Below are 23,330 nucleotides of genomic sequence, written 5' to 3'. Positions count from 1 at the left end.
TCGCTATTTTTTTAAGTTGTCGGAGAAGAATGTTTCGAGCTGACTGTAAAATTCCATCTGCTCATCTTGGGTACGTTGATCATGCTGCCTTACCACGTAAGTGATGGGAACCTTTCTGTTCTTTAACTCTTTTACGAACTGATTTGTTTCGCTGAGATTAGCCCTGGGGTTTTTCAAATCCTGAGATATGAAGACGGGGTCCGATATTTTGTCGGTATGAAAAACAGGTGATACAGCTCTGAGATAGTCAATCTGCTCCTCGGGATTGCCCACCATTTCGTAATACATTCTCAACACGGGCTTGTAATAGGGAGGAACTGCCTTGATGTAGGTAAACAGGTTGACGAAGCCCGACTGTGATGCCCCACAGCGATAAAGTTCAGGCTCAAAGCAAAGACCGTTCATAGCACAATAACCACCAAATCCTGTCCCGTAAATAGCGATCCTCTTCTTGTCTGCGATCCCTTCCTGAATAAGCCATTGCACGCCGGCCGTTATATCGCGCTGAATATCCGTTCCCCATTTCTGAAATCCGGCAATCCAGAATTCCTTCCCATACCCTTTTGATCCACGGAAGTTGGGTTGAAAAACAGCATATCCGCGGTTAGCGAAAAACTGTACTTCTGAATTGAAGCCCCATGATGCGCGCGAGGACGGCCCTCCATGAGGAAGTACGATTACGGGCAAATTTTTGGCTTCTACTCCCTTTGGTATGGTGAGATAGCCGTTAATGGTGAGACTGTCAAAGGTCTTGTATGAAATGTGTCTCATCTCGGACATCTGGTTCTCTGGTAATGAGGAGTTAACCTTACTTAATTCTGTTAGCTTTTTTGCATGCAGATCGTAGAGGTAATAGGCACCCGATGAGACATCCGTAAAGGTTTTAACGATACATTTCTGCTCAGTAAGATCCGTACTGGTGATTTGAATTTGCGTCTGAGGAAGAAGTCTTTCAAGATGCTCGAACACTCTACGTGTGGAGTCGTTCAGGAAGTGCTTTTTTTTACGCGAAGTTTCGTAACCTGCAAATAAAAGCTGGTGAGTTAAGGGTGAGTATCCTGCTTCGGAAACGTCGACTGAGTCATGAGTAAAAATTACTTGTTTCTCTTTTCCAGATATGCAATCTATTTCCACGAGAGCCATCTTGTCTCTCTTGTAGTTCGACAAGGCATAAATGGTATGATCTTTACGATTTGAAAAGCCGATAGGAGCAATCTTAGATTTGAAACTGTAGGAGACAACGGGCTTAAATGCTAATGATTCGCGTTCGCGGTACAGGAGGGTTTCGGTATTGCCGTCGCTGGCTATAGCCAGCTTTAGCTTTCCATCCTCATCGGCAATCCACTGGCTGATATTTCCGGGATTCTTTTCAGCAAGCTGCAGGTTACCAGACGCTATGTCCAGCCTATAAGCATCGAAAAAGGTAGAATCTCTCTTGTTTAAAGCGAGGAGTACCTGGTTATCTATGACCCGGGATGGGTTAATGAACTTCAGACGAAGTTGTCCTTCAGAAAATACCTGTCGGAACTTTTCCCCTTCTTTGTTAACAACATAAAGGAATGGACCCTTGTCAGGGTCATTCTTCATGTATATAATTTCGTCATTGTTTCCCCAGCAGTGATAGGATATATTATAATTTGTCTCTGAACTGATACGGGTTACTTTACCTCCTTCGACATGTTGCACATAGACGTTCATGTGGTTTTTATAAGGTTGCAGAAAGGAGACGTATTTCCCATCAGGAGAGAGCTGAAATGCAGACTTTTTGGGATTCTTGAAGAAATTTTCCAGGGGGATCCTGTCTGCCCGCTGTTTTTGGGCACATGATGCAAATAGAAACAACCACACTAATCCATAAACTAACTTAAATTTTATTCGCATATCAATTATTACATCCTGAACATCGGTTTCCAGTACTAAATTATGACTTTAAAAGACCCAATTTAGTAACAAATAGAATACAGCTGAAGCAGCAAAATCAACATTAAAAGGATGAACATGGTTTTTAATAGCTTTATCTTAGCTAAAAGGATCGAACCAAGAGGATGAGAAGATTATGTTTATGCCTTACGTTGCTTATTTTGAGCTTATCTGCCATATCTCAGCAAGAAGCAGATGAACGCAGGGCGAGAGACTTTTCTGCGAATGGCGCCTATGATAAGGCACTTGAAATCTATCAAAAGCTTTACAACAAGGGAGCGAATCCGGAGTACTATGATCCCTATATTTCTCTTCTTCTTCAGGCGAAAAAATTTAACGAAGCCAGGGAACTCACGTCTGCATTGATGGCGACCGATCCTGAATCACCTGTTTATCCTGTCGATTTGGGACGGGTTTATCAGCAGCAGGGATTCAGTGAAAGAACTGATTCACTATATAAATCGTTGTTTCGCAAGCTTCCAAAAGATGAATTTAGAATACGGGAGGTTGCAGCAGCTTTCTATAGGGCAAACGCTTATGATTATGCAGTGACCACGTTTACGTATGGCCGCAAAATCTTAGGCAATGACCAAGCCTTTGCTTTTGATCTTTTAGCGCTATACCGGTATAAGAAGGATCGGCTGATGTTGATCTCCGAGTACATCCATGTGCTGACATTCAACGCTGATGAGACGATCCGGCGTCAGGCCGAGAATAGCTTTTTTGCCCTGTTCGAATCTGATGAGCATTATGGGCTATTGGAGGAGGCCTTGCGAAAAGCTATCAAGAAACGGGCTCTGCAGCCAGAACTGACAAAGTTGTTGGCATGGACTTGCTTGCAGCAGGGCAAATATGAAGATGCTCTTAACTTGCTGATCGGCCTTGATAAGAAAACAGGCTCTGATGCTAAGTCGATTTTCACTATAGGGACTACGGCTTTTGAAAGGAATGCATTCAAAGAGGCCCTTCCTGCTTTCGAATATATTGCAGCGAAGGGTAGCTCCGCCCCATTGTATGATGCTGCTAAAGCTCGCATCCTGTTCTGTAAAACGGAAATACTTAGCTTGGCGAACTCGACGCAGGAGGAGAGTGACAGACTCACTCAAGAGTATCGTGACTTTATAAACGTAACTGAGGATGTTGAAATTAAGGCGGTTTCGTTAAGCAAGCTTGCAAGCTTCCATGCTTACAAACTGCGAGGTTCTACAGAGGCTGAAAAAATACTCCAGCAGGCCCTTGCCTTGCCCGGGCTCAGTCTTGAGATGAAGAATAACATAAAGCTCCAGCTGGGGGACTTTTCTGTTCTTACGGGCGATATATGGGAGGCTACGCTTATCTATTCGCAGGTGGAGAAGGATACGGAAGAGGCATCCGTTAAACAAGAGGCGCGCTTTCGAAATGCGAGACTTTCTTATTTCAGAGGTGATTTTATCTGGGCTCAGGCGCAATTGAATGACCTGAAAGTGGCAACAGATCAGATGTTGGCGAATGATGCGCTCAACTTGAGCCTGTTAATCTCGGAGCATACACAAAGCAAGATGGATACCCTCGCGCTTCAGGCATATGCCAGAGCAGATATGATGGTGTTGACAAAACGCTTTGAACGGGCATTTGCAATTCTTGATAGTGCTGAATCTGCGGGAATAGGGGGTTCTCTGGCGGACGACATGCTCATGCTACGCGCCAGAATACATCTTGGCATGGCTGACTACGCCAGGGCAGCGGAGGTTCTGGAAAGAATTACGGAGAGATATCCATTGGGTATATGGGCAGACGATGCGTTATTTCTATTGGGCTATACCTATGAGACACTTAAAGACATTCACAAAGCGAGGGCTTGTTATGAAAAAATCATCATCAACTATCCGGGGAGTCTGTTTATATCTGAAGCAAGGATACGATTTAGATCTTTAAGGGGCGACCCGCTTGGATAGCTCACTATTGGAATGTAACTTCGCGGCATGGTTTTATACAACTTGACGATCATAGTAGATGAGACGGTAAATGAGGAGTGGCAGAGCTGGGTAAAGACTGCCTTTATCCCCAAGATTTCTGAAACGAACTTATTTATTTCGCACCGCCTGCTGAAAGTTCTTAACTCTCCTAACGAAGGAATAACCTATTGTCTTCAATTTGTGGCCGATAACCCAGGCAAATATGAGACCTTCGCTTCTGACCATGCACCTGCGATAATGGATTTACATACTCAGAAGTTCGGCAATAAATGTTTATCCTTTAGCTCTTTAATGGAATACATGGAGTGATTGAATTTGGACTCTCCCCGGTAAAAGCGTCTACAAAGGTTTTAAGTGCGCTCTCGTTGAGAGCAATTACATCACGCTCCTCTTTCTGGGGATTAAAGATTATCCTTTCGAGGATGTTAAGCTTATTATAAATCAGATCCCCTTCAAATGCTGCAGCTGCACTACAATGAGCTCTTAAGACCAGTGGAAAGGCGCGCTCAAATTGGTCAGAATTTCGCGCGGTAAGAAGGCAACAAACGAATAGTCCTAATCTCTTCTTAAGCAGCTCAGGCAGATTTCTTTTATAAAATAATTGAATTTCTTTCTGTATGCTTCCATAATGGATAGACCCCCCTATGATAACGCCGTCAAAATCTTTGATATCAGGATGCGTATCCTGAGCAAGATTAAAGACTTGAATGTCCCCTCCAAAAGAGGTTGCTAAATGCCGTGCAAGCTTCTCGGTGCTGCCGTGTCTCGACATGTATATAAGTGCTAATTTCATTATCTCGTATTACTAGGAAACGCGGTCTGAAGGCAAAAAGTTATCAGATCATAAAAAAAGCCGCAATGAGCGGCTTTTTTCTCTTTAACTATTTTATAAGTTCGTATAATTCATCAAGCTTCGGTGACAAAACAATTTCGATACGGCGATTTTTGCTACGCGCTTCCGCGGTATTCATATCTTCGATCGGCTGATATTGCCCCTTACCAGTAGCAGTAATTCGGGTATTCTCTATTCCCTGCACTTCGGTTAAGAAACGAACTACAGAGGTTGCCCGCAGTACGCTAAGGTCCCAATTATCTTTAATCTGTCCAAGATTGTAAACTCGCTGGTTGTCGGTATGACCCTCCACTGAAATATTGATCTCTGGCTGTGTGTTTAGCACAGTTGCTAGCCCAGCCAAAGCCTGCTTACCTTTTTCATCGATAATTATGCTACCCGAGTTGAAGAGAAGCTTATCGGTAAGGGATACGTACACTTTACCATTCCGAATCTCAACGGATAGTCCGCTTTGCTGGAATCCCAGAAGAGCTTTCTGTAACTTATCCTTGAGGGCATTAGTTGCTTCATCCCGCTTACGAAGTATGGACTCTACTTCCTGCAAGCGTGCCTCGCGCTTTTTCAAATCATCTGTAAGTTTACTTGAGGAAGCTCTCAAACTAGCATTGTTCTCATTCAATCCCCCGATCTTCGATGTAAGATCACTTATTTCGCTACGAAGATTGGAAATTTCACGATTTAATTTCGAAACTTCATCATCGAGGCTTTCAATCCTGGCATTGGCACTGTTTAGGGTGGTGGCAAGGGAGTCTCTTTCAGCCACTAAGGCTTTATATTTCTTTGGCGATAGAACCATACAAGAACTAAGGAAGAGTAGCGACAGCGAGAAATAAAGAATTTTGTTCATATTGATATGTTAAGAATTAGCACTCCGCAAGAAGTTCATAAATGGATACAACTTTCTGGCGGTCCTCGTAAGCGAATCTATAGCGGTCTCAGCACTGAGCTGTTTATTGCTGAGTTGTTTGCTTACTACGAAGCTTTTGAGCTTCAAATATTCTATACCAGGGTGATCTGAGGGATATCCTTTGGGAGATGTTTTGAGCTTATCTTCCGTATCTAAAGCCTCAAACTCAGTTTTAAAGTCGTCATTCTCAATAATAGAAAGCCAGTCAGAGAAGTTATAGTCAATCTCCTGACGGATATCTTTGAGTTCATCTGCAGCAGGGTGCCAGCTACCACCACCAACAAATGAGGCGTTTGGCGCTATGTGAATATAATAGCCTGGTCCGGGGAAATTCTTGCCTGCTGCAGAAATTCCTATTCCAAAGTTCGTCTTGTACGGTAGCTTATTGAGGCTAAATCTGACATCTCTATAAATCCGCATGACACAGGTTTTTGGATCAAGAGCGGAGGGAACAGTCGGATCGAAAGAAGCTATCCCTTTTATGAGCTCCTGTGTAAATGCAAGTATATTTTCTCGTGAAGCTTCGTAGTCGCTCTTATGATTCTGGAACCATTCACGATTGTTGTTCTTGGCCAGGGAACTAAGGAACGTAAACGTGGACTGTTCTATTTTCATCGTGGACTATAACAACAGAACTTAGTGGTTTATGGCTTCACTCCTGAGATCTGGGCTCTCTGCTTTCTTACGGTAATTCCTATACCAAATATAGCCCACGCATGCAACTGCCAGATAGGGTGCGGCGAGAAGGTAAAGTATACCATCATTCAGACCGTCTCCCTCTGTGTTCCCGTTTGCAACCGAGTTCTCAGCGGTTGCAGAACACATTGAACATTGAGCATATAATCCATCACTAAGAAGCAATAATGCGCTCAGGCAAAGTGTGAAAGATAAATACCGAAAAAACTTCATCTTCTCTTAATTAAAAGTATAATAAGGGGAAATCATGACGTAAACGATCACCCCGGTTATTGTTACATAAAGCCATATTGGGTAGCTCCACCTTACCAACTTACGATGTCGCGCTACCTTCATACTAAGGCCACTGTAGAAGCTAAACAATACTAACGGCAAAACTACCGCTGCAAGTATAATATGTGTTATTAGAATGAAATAATAGAAGTATCTGATCGCTCCCTGCCCACCGTATGATGTTTGTATACCTGTCGCATGAAAGATGATATAACTCACCAGAAAGAGAGAAGACAGGACGAAGGCGGTTAAATTCAACCTTTTGTGGACTAAAACATTTCCTTTTTTGATCTGATAAAATGAAATAATCAGTAGGACGGTACAAGTACCATTTATAATAGCGTTTAACCTGGGGAGAAAAAAGACCCAGGATGGAATGACCGTAACGTCAGGGAAAAGTGTAAATACCTTAGCCTGCAGGACACAGACGACTACGAAAACAACAACAGAAACAACGGTAATTAAGCGGAAAGCAAATTTATCATTCATTATATATAGCATTAACGATCGGTAACCATGCGAAGCTCTTCTGCAATAAGTACCTTGATTTCATCGTTCAATTTATTCATTTGGTCTTTATTTCCTGAGTCATAGAAGCCCCTTATTCGTTTATGAGGGTCAACTAAAACGAAAAGCGGACTGTGGACAATTCCCTCCGGCGTCGGCTCAGAGGAATAGGCATCGAGAAGAAAGTCCTTCCTGGCAATATCATGGATCAACATCTTATCTCCTGTAAGAAAGTACCATGTTCCTGGAACCGCATTAAATTGCGACGAATACGCCTTTAGGACCTCCGGACTGTCATGCTCCGGATCCACCGATATCGACGCAAATTTTATCATCCGGTTCCCTTCATATTCCTCTGTAAGAAACTGCATTCTGGCATTCATTTCCGAACAGGAGTTAGGGCAGCGGGTAAAGAAGAAATTAAACACGACGATCTTAGTACTGTCTAAAGGGAAGACGAAATCCTCTCCGGACTGATCTGAAAGCTTGAAGTCCCGTATCTGATGATAGAGCGTATCAGGAATCTGCTTTCCACGCTTAGTATGAAAAGTACCGCTAAGCTCCTTCGGTCCATAGATACTAAGAGGCCTGTAACGGTTCTTCCCTTTATCCTGGAGCAAATAATACAAAAATCCTGGTACCATTAAAATGATGACCAGGATTAGGATTTTTTTTAACGAAGATGTGTTCCCCATTAGTTCATATGAACGTGTAAATAAGAACCTTCCGTAAGCATTAATACGATAAAGTATACAATAAAGATGAAACCTACAGTAAGTGATGTCACAAACGCCATCTTTTCAAACTTAAGGTGCATAAAATAAGCTATGATATAATAAGCCTTAAGTAGCGTAAGGACGATATATATAAAATTTCCAAGGCCATGATTCATGCCCCTAGGCATCAGCACCAAAGCGATAAAAAATTCCAGAGCTGTGATTCCAAGCAAATAGAAAAACACCTGCCAGATCTTCTTTTTCGTCATTCCTGCATGATCTGCATGCCCGTGTTCTTGTGTATGTTCAGTTGCCATTTTTTATACTTTTATAATTTAAACCAGGTAGAAAAATGTAAATACGAAAACCCAAACCAGGTCCACAAAGTGCCAGTACAGTCCAACTTTCTCGACCATAATATAGGTACCTCTCTTTTCAAACACATTAGCCATGGTCATGAACAAGATAATGACATTTAACATAACGCCGCTGAAAACGTGGAATCCGTGAAACCCTGTGATTGTAAAAAACAAGTTCGAAAACTGCAAAGCTCCAACAGTATCTTTACCTGTATAGGATTCTGGGATGTGTCCCCATCCATAGCCCTGGTGAAAAAGGTGACTCCACTCAAGAGCCTGACAACCGAGGAACGTAGCCCCCCCAATGATAGTCCAGATCATCCAGGTTATAACCTCCTTCTTGGCTCCGCGGTGACCAGCTTCAACAGCAAGCACCATAGTTACAGAGCTCACAATCAGAATAAAAGTCATTATACCTACAAACACGAGAGGATAACCTTGATCCGCCAATCCAGGAATTGATTGAAAAACGACATCGGGATCAGGCCAGGTAAGCTGAGTAAACCGCTGCGCGCCGTAATAGATAAGCAAAGCCGAGAATGTAAACGCATCCGAAAGAAGGAAAAACCACATCATTATTTTCCCGTACTCCGCCTCGAAAGGGGATCTTCCTCCGCTCCATGGACCGGTTCTAATTTTGTCTAGTTGTGAAACAGTAGTACTCATTTTTTAGCTTATTGATTCAAAAGTAAGAAAACATATAAATAAATCCATAGTATATCCAGAAAATGCCAGAACAGCGCGGTAACGTCCATATGAAACATATTTCTGGCCTGCGTGATCTTTGAACCCTGTCTGATCATAGTATAAATGATCATACAAATTCCGGCAAATATGTGGATCACATGGAATGCGGAAAACACGTAGATGAAAGATTCAGACGCATTAGAATTAACAAACGGAGCACCAGCTTCAAACAGTGCGTTCCACGCACTATACTGAGAGTAAAAAAATGCAAGCCCCAGGATAGCAGTAACTGCCAAAAAAACGCGCTGCTTAGCACCGTCCATGCTCTGCGCTGCTTTGAAAGCCAAATGCATGGTGATGCTGCTTATGACAATCAGAACTGTACTATATATAAACTCTACGGGAAGCTTCACCTTGATACCGCGAGATGGATCTCCCCCTGTGTACACGATGTAGGCACTGGTTAGCGCAGCAAACAGCATACATGATGTGATGATAAAAAGCCACATAAGAAACTTTTTGGGCTTATAATTTTCTGTGTCCTGTCTTAAAGGGACTTGTGCCATATACAACATATTATGCAATAAAGTCAAACAACATGATCAATTGTACCACGGGAAGATAGAAAAAAGAGCAAAACATGACCTTTCTCGCCATTGCAATATCTAACGTTTTGAACAATTGAATACTTAAATATAAAAAATATAGTCCTGCAAGTAATGAAACTCCTCCGATAACATAACCGCCAAAGCCCATAAATGTTGGGATAAGACTTACCGGAATCAAGATCAGAGCCGACACGACAATAAATCCTGCGCTCACCCGATCACGCTTCTTTGTTGGTAGCAATCTAAATCCAGCCTTCTTATAATCGTCATCCAAAACCCAGGCAATAGACCAAAAGTGGGGAAACTGCCAAACGAATTGAATCAGAAACAATATTATAGGAATCCATGATATTCCAGGTTTGTCAAATGCAGCGAAATAACCAATAAGCGGAGGTAATGCTCCTGGAAACGCGCCTATAAACACAGCAATCGGCGACTTTCTTTTCGAAGGCGTATACACCATAGCGTATAGCAAAATCGAAAAAACAGAAAGCACACCTGTAATCATGTTCAATCGAAGAAGAATAAGTGTCCCCGCGATCGCCATGAACAAACTAAGTACCAAAGCCTGTCCGGTTGTCATCCTTCCAGAAGGGATGGGCCTATCGCTAGTACGCGACATTAGCTTGTCCAAATCCTTCTCGATTATTTCATTAAAACCGTTTGCCGCACCTGCGACTAAAAATCCACCTAATGTTAAAATCGCCCAGTTTATCCAATTAATTGATTCTTGCTCTTTGCTACCTATTAAAAACGATACAGATGCAGAGAAAACAACAAGAAGGGTAAGCCTAAGCTTGATTAACTTTTTAAAGTCTGATATAAAAGATTCCTCACTCACTCAAATATTCCAAAAAAACAGAGCTCACGCACTGATGATGAATCAATATGAAAAGGGGTACCTGTAAGTAATACTTAGTGCAGATACCCCTCTTTATATTGAGATGACTAAGCTTTATTAGCAGCTAGTCGTTCTGCTTCCTGATTCTTTTGCCATTCTAGCTGAATACGCTCCGCCTCCGGATTTCCCTCAAAGTCATGCGGGAAGTTCGAGCTCATCGTCTCAGAGAATGGTATAGTCTGAAGAATAAAATCTTCGTGATGACCAGGCTTACTATAATCATATGGCCAACGGTAAACAGTCGGAATCTCACCAGGCCAGTTGCCATGTAAATGCTCTACCGGAGTAGTCCACTCAAGCGTGTTGGATTGCCAAGGGTTTTGCGTAGCCTTCTTGCCGTACCAGATTGAGTAAAAGAAGTTCCATAAAAAGGCAACCTGACCAAGAGCGGCAATAATAGCAGCCCAAGACACAAAAGTGTTAACAGTTAACCACTCTTTCATGAATTCGAACTCCGTGAACGCATAATATCTTCTTGGAACGCCGTCGAGACCCATAAAGTGCATTGGGAAGAATACCAGATAAGCCCCTATAAAGGTGAACCAGAAGTGTAAGTATCCTAGTTTATCATCCATCATGCGTCCAAACATCTTTGGATACCAATGGTAAACTCCGCAAAGCATACCGCAGATCGCTGCAGATCCCATTACAAGGTGGAAGTGAGCAACAACAAAGTAAGTATCATGTAGGTTGATATCTAAAGCTGCATTCCCAAGGAAGATACCGGTAAGACCACCAGAGATGAAAAAGGACACCAAACCGATAGCAAAAAGCATAGCTGGTGTGAAACGGATATTTCCTCTCCACAAAGTTGCCAGGTAGTTGAATGTCTTAACCGCTGATGGAACCGCAATAATTAGTGTGGTGATCATAAATACACCCCCTAAAAACGGACTCATACCCGTCACAAACATGTGGTGTCCCCAAACGATGAAAGACAATACCGTGATACCGATCAGAGAGTAAACCATCGCATGGTAACCAAAGATAGGTTTACGCGCGTTCGTTGCGATTACCTCAGATGTAATACCCAGAGCAGGCATAATAACGATGTAAACCTCCGGGTGTCCAAGGAACCAGAATAAGTGCTGGAACAAGATTGGACTACCACCTTGCTGCGGTAAAACCTGTCCCTGAACAACCAGATCAGATAAATAGAAACTGGTGCCCACACTACGGTCAAATATCAATAACACAACCCCTGCTACAAGCACAGGAAATGATAATGTTCCCAAAATCGCGGTTAGAAATAATGCCCAAATGGTAAGAGGCATTTTCCACAAATCCATACCCTTAGTACGCATATTTAAGATGGTAGTGATATAGTTTAGTGCACCGATCAAAGACGAAGCAATGAAAAACACCATACTTATCAACCATAAAGTCATACCTGTTCCAGAACCTGAAATAGCTGTAGGCAATGCGGATAAAGGAGGATAAATCGTCCAACCAGCACTAGCAGGTCCACTTTCTACAAAGAATGACGCCATCATTATCACACAAGCGATAAAGAAGAACCAGAACGAAATCATATTCGCTATGGGAGAGGCCATATCTCTTGCCCCAATTTGCAGAGGGATCAACAGGTTACTGAAGGTTCCGCTCAAACCTGCCGTCAACACAAAGAATACCATGATGGTACCGTGAATTGTGACGAGTGACAGGTAGAAATCGGGTTTGATTCTTCCTCCTTCTGCCCATTTTCCCAGGAACGTTTCCATTAACGGAAAACTCTGATCCGGCCAGCCCAACTGGATACGGAACAGAATAGAAAGAAGCATTCCTATAACGGCCATAATGATACCGGTAATAAGGAATTGTTTTGCGATCATTTTATGATCCTGGCTGAAAACATACTTAGTCAGGAAAGATTGCTCATGGTGACCGTGGTCATCATGTGAATGCCCTGAATGTTCTAATGTATGATTAATCGCTGTGCTTGACATATTATCGATCTATCTGATTTACTAATTATTTAAAGCTAATTTGTTGTCCACCGCAGCTTCTTTTACTGAAGACGCCACTTTTTGTTGCATTTCTTTCTTCATATCATCGTTGAAGAAAAGAGGTTGCTTAACGATCCATTCGTTATATTCTTGCTCGCTAACTACCTTAACCTTGTACTGCATGTTATAGTGACCAGATCCACAGATCTTCGCGCACAACAAAACGTAGTCGAATGCTGGATTACCCTTCTTCTCACGCATCTCTTCAGTCGTCAACTTAGGCGTAAACTGAAAGTAGGTCGGCATACCCGGAACAGCGTTCATTTGTACTCTGAACTCAGGCATGTAGAAACTGTGAAGAACGTCTTTAGAGTGAATAGTGACACGTACAGGCTTGTTTACCGGTAACACAATCTCAGGACCTAACCGATCGTCCCAGCTCTTTTTGTCGGCATAATCAATACCCAGAGTGTTCGTTGGGGTCGTCAATTTATAATTACGAACACCTAACTCGTTATCCGCTCCAGCGTAACGAACATTCCACTTAAATTGCTCACCAGTTACCTCTACAGATAATGCAGCCTTCTGATCAGCCTCCGGTGGGTTAGTGATACTCCTCCAGGTGAAAAAACCAAAAACAACAAGAATCGTAAGAACAAATGCAGGAACGATAGTCCAGAGGCGCTCGATGGCGTTATTATGCGGATAGTAGTAAGCTTTTCTAGCTGTACTTCCGCGGTACTTGAAAATGAACCAGAATAACAGGATTTGTGTAATAACGAACACCAAAGTAGTAATTGCTACTGTCGTAAGCATCATACTGTCAATTCTATCGCCATGGACCGACGCTGACTCGTTTGTTACCACATATCCCCAGACGTCATAGCTCCAATAAGTTCCATAAAGACCAAGAATCAGGAACGCGATGAAGATTCCTCCCTGAATAGTATTCCAGTTAAGAGCGCCTTCCTTTCCTTGAATTTCACGCGTAAGCTCGTAGACCCTTAGAATTTTTCCGATAATCGCAAGGAAAATACAAACCAGCAAAAACAGGATTGTATAATAGCTAGCTGTTTTATACAGCGTACTGTTATCTACTACCTCGTCAGCCGCTGCCAAGGTACTGGCATCATCAGACGTAGCCGACTCACTCACTTTCACTAGCTCACTAGCAAATGCGTCCATATCGGCCGCATCTGTTGCCGAAGCCGCTACCGGAGATGCTGCAGATGTTTCCGTTGTGCTTGTGACAGCGGTAGAATCCTGTGCGGAAACCGATACAGCGGTAGCCATAAAGCCGATGGCAAGTACAGCAATTAAGTTTCTGATCTTAAATAATTTATTAAAACGCATTTTTTATACAATTCTAATGTGAATCCTTGTTCTTGTCTACTTATACAGAATGATGTAAACTTTCTTCAAGGAATGGATGATTTTTTGCAACCAACGGTTTCTTTGCTAACTGAGACAGCATTAAAAAGCTGAATAACCCAGCAAAACCGATCGCTGTTCCAATTTCAGTAATTCCGAAGTCCCTGTGGCTTTCAACCGTTCCGGGCATTATCATCAAATAATAATCTAACCAATGTCCGCAAAGTAAAACGATACATACCACGAGTAGTGTATTGGTACGTCTCTTTGAATCGCGGGTCATCAAGATCAATACTGGAGCAAGGAAGTTGATTACAATATTTAACCAAAACCATGGCTTATACTCAGGCTCCCACCTCTTAAAGAAGTAAACGGTTTCCTCAGGCATATTCGCATACCATATCAATAAGAATTGTGCGAACCATACATATGTCCAGAATATAGAGAAAGCAAATATAAATTTACCCAGATCATGCAAATGGTTGTGGTTCACCCAGCTTAAATAACCAGCCTTCTTCAACAAAATAATGGTGATGGTAATCGCGCAAAGGCCACTAACCCACATGGCTGCAAAATTATACCAACCAAACATGGTTGAAAACCAATGAGCCTCTAATGACATGATCGTATCGAAAGACCAGATAGGGGTCGTGAAACCGAAAATCACCAAAAATATAGCCGACGTTTTGAAACTCTTCTTATAGTTCCCAAGGCCTCCAACCGTATCCTCATTGTTTGAATACTTCGTTAGCATCAAGGCAAAAGCAGAATAAATAGCCAGAAATATAACCAGTCGGATCAAAAAGAAGGGAGCGTTAAGATACGCGACTTTCTTGGCGATGATCGGATCATAATTAGCGTGCCCAACTTCGGCGATACCTTCATGATACCAATGATGGTATAAATTGTGAGAGAATAAACCCGCTGCACAAATGATGATCAAAATAATTGATGCAACAGGCAGCACATTTGCAAATGCCTGAGGTATGCGGATTAAGCCAGCTGACCATCCCGACTGTGTAACTAGCTGCAATGCGACGAAGAACGCCCCTGCTGCACATACACAAGTAAAGTAGTAGCCCATCAAAAGAAGATTGGCAAATGTACGTTCAGTATGATGTTCTGACGGATCCAGCAAAAAGCCATATGCTAATGCAACAACGCCGATCAGAATCGCAACCAAACTCCAGGTTTTTGCTTTACCGGAGAATTCGTATTGCTGTGTAAAATTATGTGTGTGATGATTGTGAGTTCCCATTTCGCTTAAAACATTAACTTATTGAAGTTTTTGCAATTCTTTAACGTACATAACAATTTTCCACCTCTCGGTAGGATCAAGCTGTGCACGGTGAGGTCCCATAAGGTTTAAACCGTATGTGATCGTGTGAAAAATCTTTCCGTCAGTTAAGTCTTTCATAGCACCGCCTCTGGAAGAATTACCTTTTGAATAAGACGGTGGAGGAGGAAACTTCTCCAACGCGACGATCGTTCCGTCGCCATTTCCCTGAGGGCCGTGACATTGTGAACACATATGCAGATAAAGGTTCTTACCCTCAGTCAAATTTTGCTTGTTTCTAGTCAGCGGATTAACAAGATTATTGCTGGCAGCAAGATATCCTTCATTTGTATTCGGATACTCGTCAACTTTATCATAACCCACAGGCGTAGTTCCTGATGGTGGCAACTGCGCAGTCTGACCGTTTGCAAAGTTCTTATTGGGCTGATCCGGATTGTATGCAATCGGATCGTACATATTACGGGCGAATTCGAGTCCCGGATTCTGTTTATCACCACCACATGAAGACACCACAGCCGATCCTGCCACGGCTATCAATGCAGCGCTAAATATCCTGAGCTTATTCATAACTAACATACTTCCTTTCGTTGTGCATAACTTCAACAGCGCCTGCATCTTTTAACAAGTTTTCAATTTTATCCGGATATGGATTGGTCTTTGCATCAATAGCAATTACAAAGCGATCGTCCGTAGCCCGCAAGTCCATCACCCGAGGCGCACGGCCAGGGAAGAAGTGATTTGCGTAAAAGAAGGTAAACATCATGCCATATGCAGCAAATAAAATAGTAAGCTCAAACATGATAGGAATAAAGTCGGGCATCGCAAACGCGGGCTTCCCTCCTATATTCATAGGCCAGTCATAAACCAGCATATAATATATCATGGAAAATCCCAGAACTGTACCTGTAATTCCAAAGCAGAATGCGGCAATCGGAAGTCTGGAACGCTTGTAGCCTAGCTTATCTTCTATCCCGTGAATCGGCATCGGAGTATACACATCATAAATACCGATATTATTCTCCTGTAGTTTGTCGATCCCGTGCATCATCTCATCAGGATCTTCAAAATGACCTAATATATATTTTACGTTGCTCATTGTTTAGCTTTTAGCGTAATCACTTTTTGAAACACTATCATATTTTTCCAAAGACTCCTGGTAGTATTCGCCATGAGACTTTTCAACTTTACCCTCTCTGATCAGCTTTTGCTTCACCTGATCACTTGAGCTCTTCAGGATGAGTTTTACCTCTGCCATTGCAATACCAGGAAGTACCCGAAGGAACAGAAGGAACAGAGTAAAGAATACACCGATGGAACCTACGAATAGCAAGATATCGATCGTTGTAGGGTAGAACATAGCCCAGCTTGATGGAAGATAATCGCGGTGAAGAGAGGTAACGATAATAACGAAACGCTCAAACCACATACCGATGTTCACAACAATAGAAAGAACCCATGATGCCCATATACTAGTACGGATCTTCTTGAACCAGAACAGCTGCGGAGATATAACGTTACACGTCATCATACACCAGTAAGCCCACCAGTATGGACCGCTGATACGGTTCAAAAATGCATATTGTTCGTACTCAACTCCTGAATACCATGCAATAAATAACTCAGTCAGGTAAGCTACACCCACTATTGAACCAGTAACGATAATAATAACGTTCATCGATTCAATATGGAACATGGTAATGTAGTTCTCCCATTTCATCACCTTACGGGCAATCAACAACAGCGTCTGCACCATTGCGAAACCTGAGAAAATAGCTCCGGCAACGAAGTATGGAGGGAAAATAGTAGTGTGCCATCCTGGCTCCAGTGAGGTTGCAAAGTCGAAGGATACAATAGTGTGTACCGACAATACAAGTGGAGTAGAAATACCTGCCAGAATCAGAGATACTGACTCAAAACGCTGCCAGTTTTTTACAGATCCTGCCCATCCAAAAGAAAGGATAGAATATATTCTGCGTCTGAGACCGGTCGCTCTGTCACGAATAGTTGCAATATCCGGAAGCAAACCTGTGTACCAGAAAACTAGCGATACAGAAAAATAAGTAGAAATCGCAAATACGTCCCAGATCAGCGGCGAGTTAAAGTTAACCCATAATGACCCGAATTGATTCGGCAATGGAAACACCCAGTAAGCTAACCACGGGCGACCCATGTGGGCGATGATATAGGTGGCGGCACAAATAACCGCGAAAATGGTCATGGCTTCTGCAGACCGGTTAATCGAGTTTCTCCAGTTCTGTCTGAAGAGAAGGAGTACCGCCGAAATAAGTGTTCCCGCGTGACCAATACCTACCCACCAAACGAAGCCGGTGATATCCCATGCCCAACCAACAGTCTTGTTCAGTCCCCAGGTACCTAATCCAACCCAGAAAGTATAGCTGATGGTGACAACCCAGGTAAGTGCTAAAATTACGGCAATACCAAAGCCGATCCACCATGCCTTATTGGGCTTGTTCTCAACAGGAACCAGAACATCCTCAGTAATCTTAGAATAGGTTATATTCTTTCCGGTGATTAATGGTTCTCTTAATATTGATTCGTTATGTGCTGACATAATCTTTTTAAAATTCTATTCTGAAATCAATTACGCTTCTACTATGTTTCTAACCTTTGTCTGGTAGCCGATACCTGGCATAGTATTGATCTCCTCCAGCACATAGTATGTACGCTCATTACGCAGAGCTTTACTTACTGCTGATTCAGGATCGTTCATATCTCCGAAGATAATCGCGTTTGCTGAACAAGCTTGCTGACAAGCCATCTGTATTTCACCATCTACGAGAGCACGCTTCTCTAACTTAGCCGCTAATCTGCCGCCCTGGATACGCTGAATACACATAGAGCATTTCTCCATAACCCCTCTTGAACGTGTAGTCACATCCGGGTTCAGTAAAAGCTGAGTGAATTCATTGTTCAGGTAATTATCAAAACGTGAATCATTCCAGTAGTTAAACCAGTTGAAACGACGAACTTTATAAGGACAGTTGTTCGCACAGTAACGAGTACCCACGCAACGGTTATAAGCCATATGGTTCAATCCGTCAGATGAGTGCATGGTAGCAATAACCGGACATACTGTTTCGCATGGCGCGTGATCACAGTGCTGACAAAGCATCGGCTGGTGAACTACGGATATATTATCCATATTTTCCAACTCGCTTATCTCGTCTTCCTTCGTTACAGATTTGCCACCATCGTTGAAGCTGTAGTAACGGTCAATCCTGATCCAGTGCATATCACGACGGTTTCTAACCTCGTCACGACCCACTACCGGGATATTGTTTTCAACGTTACAAGCAACGATACATGAACCACAACCTGTACAAGCATTCAGATCGATAGCCATAACCCAGTTATGACCGATCTTTTTATGCTCAGGCCATAGATCATAATTATGGTGTGCCGCTCCATGCGCCGTAGTTCCTGCGTGAGGATCTTTCTTGTAATCCGCAAATGTTGTTTCGCGAACGATATTTCTACCTTCGTACGAGTGGTGAGTCTGCGTTTGAGCAAGCTCATACTTTCCACCAGTCTTGCTGATCGCAGCGGTAGTATGGAACTGTACAGAACCATTAGCCACTTTAGCTAACGGATAGGCGTTCTCTCCAACCTTACCAATCTGACCAGCCTTCGTGCGACCGTATCCAACAGCAATGGAAACAGTACCTCGCGCTTGTCCAGGCTGAAGAAGCAATGGCAACACAATGGTGTAACCATTTTCGCCTTTGATTTCAACCAGGTCAAATTCGCTCCATCCCTGCTCTTCAGCAAACTTTGGAGCAACAGCAGCGTAATTATCCCAGGTTACTTTCGAAACAGCGTCAGGTAACTCCTGAAGGAACGCGTTATTCGCATAACGACCATCCTTCATTGCACCGTTTTGGTATAAGTGTACTTCTATATCCTTAGCAAGAGCTTTACTTTGTGAAACAATAGTTTGAGCAACACCCGTCAGATCACCTGCAAAAGCGTAGCTACCGGCAGGCTTAGCTCCTGTGTATACAAAACCTGCCTGTAACAGATCTTTCCAGGATTTACCTGCGCCTGGCAGGATATTTTTCTCCCAGTATGACTTCACATACTGGTAATAGTTTTTCTGTGGGTTTTCAGACCATGCCAAGAGACTTTGCTCAGCTTGTCTTGTATTGAAAACAGGGTTGATAGTCGGCTGGACAATCGTAAAATATCCTTCTACCGCGCTTTCGTCACCCCATGATTCCAGAAAGCATGACGTTGGTGCTAGAACAGTACATAAGCTTGCAGTCTCATCTTCTCTGTCTGAGAAAGAAACACGCAAAGGTACTTTTGCAAGTGCGTCAGTGAAAAGCTTAGGATCTGAATAATCGTAAGCTGGATTGCTGCCCATGAAGAATACGGCACCAACTTCACCATTGTTCATCTCTTTAACAAAAGACGAGAATGCGGCGTCATTGCCGGCGTAATTATTTATCTGGTTATCCAGATCGATTGTAGTACCGTAACTGCCTAATGCCGAGTTGATAGCATTAACAACGGTTTGTATGGACACATCATTTGATCCCGAAACAACCAGCGCACGCCCTCTTGCCTGAAGTAATTCTTTTGCAGCAAGCTTAATAGCAGTGTTAGCGGCTGTGTTTGAAGCCAGCGCCTGAGCACCTGGAAGCTGACCACCGGTCACTTCGTTGTATAATGCAATGATTGCAGGTCCCTCTTCAGAAGGCTTAACCGGAATACGTGAATCAGCATTCGTTCCTGTCAGGCTCATACCCGTTTCAAACTGGATATGTCTGGACATCTTTCCTTTCTTCAAAGAGGCAGAGTTACGGTTACCTACATATTGTTTAGTAAACTCCTCACCCGAGATCCATGTACCTAAAAAGTCGGCTGAAATACTTACGATAACGTCTGCCCTGTCAAAGCGGTAACTTGGTATAACTGCCTTTCCGAAGCTGTTTGCATTTGCCTGAAGGATACCGCTATAAGAAACGGCATCAACCTGAACATGAACAGTATTCGGATATTGCGTGATAAACTCTGCAATAACACTCTTCGCTGAAGGACTTGAAATACTGGAAGACACGATGCGGATCTTCTTGCCTGATGCCTGAAGCTTATTTAATTCACCTTTGACGAAAGAATCAATTTTATCCCAGCTAGTGTCTGCACCATCTAGTTTTGGACCTTTTAGCTTGGAAACATCATACAGGTCCAGAATAGCTGCCTGAGTAGCTGCATCTGTTCCGGTATTACCAAACAAGCTTTTCTCATTTGGCTCGATTTTGATGGGACGACCTTCCCTGGTCTTAACCAAAATGCTTTGACCATTATAACTGGAAACATAATAATTCGCCACACCAGGTGTTACGTCTTCAGGTTTTACCAGATAAGGAATAGACTTATGTATTGGAGCAGTCTGGCATGCAGCCAAAGAAACAGCACCTAAACCAAATCCCAGCGCCTTTAAGAAATCACGTCTCGGCGCAACCGTGTTCAAACCTCCTTCGCTTAAAACATCCTCCAAAGGAATCTGCTCAGCGAATTCATTTTTATTTTTCTCTACAAATTCAGGAGAGCTCTTCAGTTCTTCTAAACCTTTCCAGTATTTTTTATTGCTCTTCATTTAAGCTATATGTAACTGTATCTGTAAGTTTAATATTAATAATGACATTTACCACACTCAAGACCACCTAACACTGCAGGAGTAACTTTCTTCCCTTGTTTTAGTAAGTCATGAACCTCTACAACCTTGTCGTAATAGCCGTTACCTTCAGTGTTCACATCGTGCTCACGGTGACAGTTAATACACCATTTCATTGTTAGAGGGGAATACTGATAAACTTCCTCCATAGTCTGGATCGGACCGTGACACTGCTGACACTCAATACCTGCTACAGAAACGTGCTGAGAGTGATTGAAATAAGCGAAGTCTGGAAGGTTATGAATACGAACCCACTGAATAGGCTTCTGATTTGGACCATATTCCTTGGTATCAGGGTTGTAATCCAACGCCTTGTATATCTTCATAATTTCAGGAGATATCTCACCGTTGTACTTATCCGTTGCCTGCACATAGTTATGGCAGTTCATACAAACATTCAAAGACGGAATAGTCGCATTTTTTGATTTATATGCACCGGTATGGCAATACTGGCAATCAATCTTCAACGTACCCGCATGCAATTGGTGAGAGTATTTAATTGGCTGCTCAGGCTGATATCCCTGATGTACCCCTGTATTCCACATGGCTTTCCATCCCCAGGAACCTAATAAGATTACCACCAGAAGAATAGTAAAGAATACAAGCTTCTTGTTTTTAGAAAGTCTTCTGATCTTCTCGTAAGCAGTTTCCTTAGTTGAAACAACACCATCTTCTTCAACAGCGATTCCTTTCTTCTGAAGGATTACTCTGTCAAGAGTTTTGATAACGCGGTTTAATACCAGAATAACCAGTAAAGTAATTAGCACCACCAGGATTAATCCTCCCAGCATAAAGTTGCTCACCTCTCCGGAGTCTCCGCTTACAGCACCTTCAGCTCCTGCAGCTGCACCTCCTGCCGGAGCCGCAGGCTTATCGCCTTCAGTCTGAACATAAGCGATGATATTAACGATATCATCATCAGTCAACTCCGGAAATGGTGTCATCACCACCTTATTGTATTCTTCGAATACTTTTACCGCAGCAGGATCACCCGACGCTACTAAAGCCTGGGAATTTCTGATCCACTTGATTAACCATTGCTCATCATGCCTCTCGCTCATTCCCTTCAACGCAGGACCAACTACAGCGCGGTCTATTGCGTGACAGGATGTACACTTTTGTTTATAGATCGCAGCACCTGCAGCCGGGTCGCCCTTCGACGGCGCCGCTGCAGCCTCAGCAGGAGCAGCATCCGCTGTTGCAGCTTCTTCAGCTTGCAACGCTGGAACTTCCTGTGCAAATCCCTGAACACCTAAACTTAGAGCAGAAATAAAAATGAATGGTTTTACAACACTTCTAAAAATCAATGAGATGCTTCTCATATTGCTATTTTACGCTTTAATTTATATGTAAAATTGAAATTCATGCTTCAAATCACGAATTCGGATGACAAAAGTATAATTAATTAAATGATCTGTGACACTTTTATGACCCTGAAAACTAATTTATATTCGTTCTAAACAACGGTATAAATTAGGCTTCAGAGTAATTTTAAAGAGCATTTTGCAACGAGAACCTAGCGGCCTCACGCATCTAAACAGAACTATTGCTTAAGTATCCACGCGAAAATAAGTGGCGCTACAATTGTAGCATCAGACTCCACAATGAATTTAGGCGTCTTGATGTCCAATTTACCCCATGTGATCTTTTCATTTGGCACCGCTCCTGAGTACGATCCGTATGATGTGGTCGAATCTGAGATCTGACAGAAATAGCCCCAGAATGGTATATTTTCCATTTCTAGATCTTGGTATAACATAGGTACGACACAAATCGGGAAGTCTCCGGCGATACCTCCACCAATCTGGAAGAATCCAACACCTTTACCGTCTGAGTTCTTGATATACCAGTCTGCCAAATAGCCCATGTACTCAATTCCGCTCTTCATCGTTGAGGCTTTCAACTCCTGCTTAATGACGTAAGATGCAAAAATGTTACCCATAGTTGAATCTTCCCATCCGGGAACTACGATAGGCAGGTTCTTCTCAGCAGCGGCCAGCATCCAGGAGTTCTTTGGGTCAATCTCGTAATACTGCTCCAGCACACCGCTGTTCAATAGTTTGTACATGTACTCGTGTGGAAAATAACGTTCCCCTGCCGCTTCTGCATCTACCCAGATCTTATGTATATGCTGCTGGATCCTTCTGAAAGCTTCTTCTTCAGGGATACAGGTATCGGTTACCCGGTTGTAGTGATTCTCTAAAAGATCCCACTCGTCTTGCGGACTAAGATCACGGTAGTTGGGCACCCTTTTATAATGGGAATGAGCGACCAGATTCATGATATCCTCCTCCAGGTTGGCACCTGTACAGCTGATAATAGCTACTTTGTCCTGACGAATCATCTCAGCCAAAGAAATACCTAGCTCTGCTGTACTCATAGCACCGGCCAGGGTGATCATCATTTTTCCTCCTTCTTCCAGATAATCTTCGTATCCTTTGGCTGCATCTACTAATGCTGCAGAATTAAAATGCAGATAATTCTTCTCAATAAACTTTGAAATAGGTCCTCTTTCCATTTTTTCTATTTAAAGATGCAAAAGTAGCATTTTTAACCTATGAAAACTATCTTCGCAGCACATGAAGAAAAGCACCGCATTTCTATTTTGTTTTTTATTATTAAAGATTTCGATTTGT

Annotated in this window: 22 protein-coding genes; 2 read left to right on the top strand and 20 right to left on the bottom strand. The window is 42.7% G+C overall.

Annotated features, from left to right (window positions below; all coding sequences use genetic code 11):
* Positions 1 to 3 precede the first annotated feature (3 nt).
* Positions 4 to 1,881 (bottom strand): S9 family peptidase, encoded by a 1,878-nt coding sequence (locus B0I27_RS03395; RefSeq protein WP_106291454.1) that lies wholly within the window; start codon positions 1,879 to 1,881, stop codon positions 4 to 6.
* Between the two features lie 164 nt (positions 1,882 to 2,045).
* Here B0I27_RS03395 and B0I27_RS03390 point away from each other — a divergent pair, with 164 nt between their 5' ends.
* Together B0I27_RS03390 and B0I27_RS03385 are read left to right on the top strand one after the other, a co-directional pair.
* Entirely contained in the window at positions 2,046 to 3,854 is a 1,809-nt protein-coding gene (locus B0I27_RS03390; RefSeq protein ID WP_106291452.1) for a tetratricopeptide repeat protein, read from the top strand.
* Positions 3,855 to 3,881: 27 nt separating this feature from the next.
* Positions 3,882 to 4,184 (top strand): DUF4286 family protein, encoded by a 303-nt coding sequence (locus B0I27_RS03385; protein ID WP_106291450.1) that lies wholly within the window; start codon positions 3,882 to 3,884, stop codon positions 4,182 to 4,184.
* On the opposite strand, the gene B0I27_RS03380 is transcribed toward B0I27_RS03385, so the two are convergent.
* The 19 genes from B0I27_RS03380 to B0I27_RS03290 form a co-directional block, all read right to left on the bottom strand.
* Complete coding sequence (locus B0I27_RS03380) at positions 4,156 to 4,668, bottom strand: flavodoxin domain-containing protein (protein ID WP_106291448.1); 513 nt, start codon at positions 4,666 to 4,668, stop codon at positions 4,156 to 4,158. The two genes, B0I27_RS03385 and B0I27_RS03380, sit on opposite strands and share 29 nt — an antisense overlap.
* 88 nt (positions 4,669 to 4,756) lie before the next feature.
* Positions 4,757 to 5,575 (bottom strand): OmpA/MotB family protein, encoded by an 819-nt coding sequence (locus B0I27_RS03375; protein ID WP_245925423.1) that lies wholly within the window; start codon positions 5,573 to 5,575, stop codon positions 4,757 to 4,759.
* A gap of 9 nt (positions 5,576 to 5,584) precedes the next feature.
* On the bottom strand, positions 5,585 to 6,250 hold the full coding sequence (locus B0I27_RS03370; RefSeq protein ID WP_106291443.1) for a DUF2461 domain-containing protein: 666 nt from the start codon (positions 6,248 to 6,250) through the stop codon (positions 5,585 to 5,587).
* A 21-nt stretch (positions 6,251 to 6,271) separates the two neighbouring features.
* Positions 6,272 to 6,544, bottom strand: a complete 273-nt coding sequence (locus B0I27_RS03365) for a hypothetical protein (protein ID WP_106291441.1) — start codon at positions 6,542 to 6,544, stop codon at positions 6,272 to 6,274.
* 6 nt (positions 6,545 to 6,550) lie between these two features.
* The gene (locus B0I27_RS03360; RefSeq protein WP_106292076.1) at positions 6,551 to 7,093 is read right to left on the bottom strand and encodes a DUF420 domain-containing protein; all 543 of its coding nucleotides are present in this window, start codon (positions 7,091 to 7,093) and stop codon (positions 6,551 to 6,553) included.
* An 11-nt stretch (positions 7,094 to 7,104) separates the two neighbouring features.
* Positions 7,105 to 7,755, bottom strand: a complete 651-nt coding sequence (locus B0I27_RS03355; protein WP_245925422.1) for an SCO family protein — start codon at positions 7,753 to 7,755, stop codon at positions 7,105 to 7,107.
* A 50-nt stretch (positions 7,756 to 7,805) separates the two neighbouring features.
* Positions 7,806 to 8,144 (bottom strand): cytochrome C oxidase subunit IV family protein, encoded by a 339-nt coding sequence (locus B0I27_RS03350; protein WP_106291437.1) that lies wholly within the window; start codon positions 8,142 to 8,144, stop codon positions 7,806 to 7,808.
* Positions 8,145 to 8,162: 18 nt separating this feature from the next.
* Positions 8,163 to 8,852 (bottom strand): cytochrome c oxidase subunit 3, encoded by a 690-nt coding sequence (locus B0I27_RS03345; RefSeq protein ID WP_106291435.1) that lies wholly within the window; start codon positions 8,850 to 8,852, stop codon positions 8,163 to 8,165.
* 8 nt (positions 8,853 to 8,860) lie between these two features.
* Positions 8,861 to 9,382: a cytochrome c oxidase subunit 3 gene (locus B0I27_RS03340; protein WP_245925421.1), complete on the bottom strand. Its 522-nt coding sequence runs from the start codon at positions 9,380 to 9,382 to the stop codon at positions 8,861 to 8,863.
* Positions 9,383 to 9,449: 67 nt separating this feature from the next.
* Positions 9,450 to 10,322, bottom strand: coding sequence for a heme o synthase (gene cyoE, locus B0I27_RS03335; RefSeq protein ID WP_106291431.1), 873 nt, complete (start codon positions 10,320 to 10,322; stop codon positions 9,450 to 9,452).
* A gap of 107 nt (positions 10,323 to 10,429) precedes the next feature.
* Entirely contained in the window at positions 10,430 to 12,328 is a 1,899-nt protein-coding gene (locus B0I27_RS03330) for a cytochrome c oxidase subunit I (protein ID WP_181276665.1), read from the bottom strand.
* A gap of 21 nt (positions 12,329 to 12,349) precedes the next feature.
* The gene (locus B0I27_RS03325; protein ID WP_106291429.1) at positions 12,350 to 13,681 is read right to left on the bottom strand and encodes a cytochrome c oxidase subunit II; all 1,332 of its coding nucleotides are present in this window, start codon (positions 13,679 to 13,681) and stop codon (positions 12,350 to 12,352) included.
* Positions 13,682 to 13,721: 40 nt separating this feature from the next.
* Entirely contained in the window at positions 13,722 to 14,957 is a 1,236-nt protein-coding gene (locus B0I27_RS03320; RefSeq protein WP_106291427.1) for a quinol:cytochrome C oxidoreductase, read from the bottom strand.
* Positions 14,958 to 14,975: 18 nt separating this feature from the next.
* Entirely contained in the window at positions 14,976 to 15,563 is a 588-nt protein-coding gene (locus B0I27_RS03315) for a c-type cytochrome (RefSeq protein ID WP_342751868.1), read from the bottom strand.
* Entirely contained in the window at positions 15,556 to 16,092 is a 537-nt protein-coding gene (locus B0I27_RS03310) for a DUF3341 domain-containing protein (protein ID WP_106291423.1), read from the bottom strand. The genes B0I27_RS03315 and B0I27_RS03310 overlap by 8 nt, the downstream gene beginning before the upstream one ends.
* A gap of 3 nt (positions 16,093 to 16,095) precedes the next feature.
* Entirely contained in the window at positions 16,096 to 17,568 is a 1,473-nt protein-coding gene (gene nrfD, locus B0I27_RS03305; RefSeq protein ID WP_106291421.1) for an NrfD/PsrC family molybdoenzyme membrane anchor subunit, read from the bottom strand.
* Between the two features lie 30 nt (positions 17,569 to 17,598).
* Complete coding sequence (locus tag B0I27_RS03300; protein WP_106291419.1) at positions 17,599 to 20,616, bottom strand: TAT-variant-translocated molybdopterin oxidoreductase; 3,018 nt, start codon at positions 20,614 to 20,616, stop codon at positions 17,599 to 17,601.
* 35 nt (positions 20,617 to 20,651) lie between these two features.
* The gene (locus B0I27_RS03295; protein WP_106291417.1) at positions 20,652 to 22,016 is read right to left on the bottom strand and encodes a c-type cytochrome; all 1,365 of its coding nucleotides are present in this window, start codon (positions 22,014 to 22,016) and stop codon (positions 20,652 to 20,654) included.
* A gap of 221 nt (positions 22,017 to 22,237) precedes the next feature.
* The gene (locus tag B0I27_RS03290; RefSeq protein ID WP_106291415.1) at positions 22,238 to 23,212 is read right to left on the bottom strand and encodes a deoxyhypusine synthase family protein; all 975 of its coding nucleotides are present in this window, start codon (positions 23,210 to 23,212) and stop codon (positions 22,238 to 22,240) included.
* Positions 23,213 to 23,330: the final 118 nt, after the last annotated feature.

The organism is Arcticibacter pallidicorallinus, assembly GCF_003002875.1.
GTDB classification, from domain to species: domain Bacteria; phylum Bacteroidota; class Bacteroidia; order Sphingobacteriales; family Sphingobacteriaceae; genus Arcticibacter; species Arcticibacter pallidicorallinus.
Note: the sequence above shows the minus strand (reverse complement) of the source record. Positions and strands in the feature narration are given on the sequence as shown.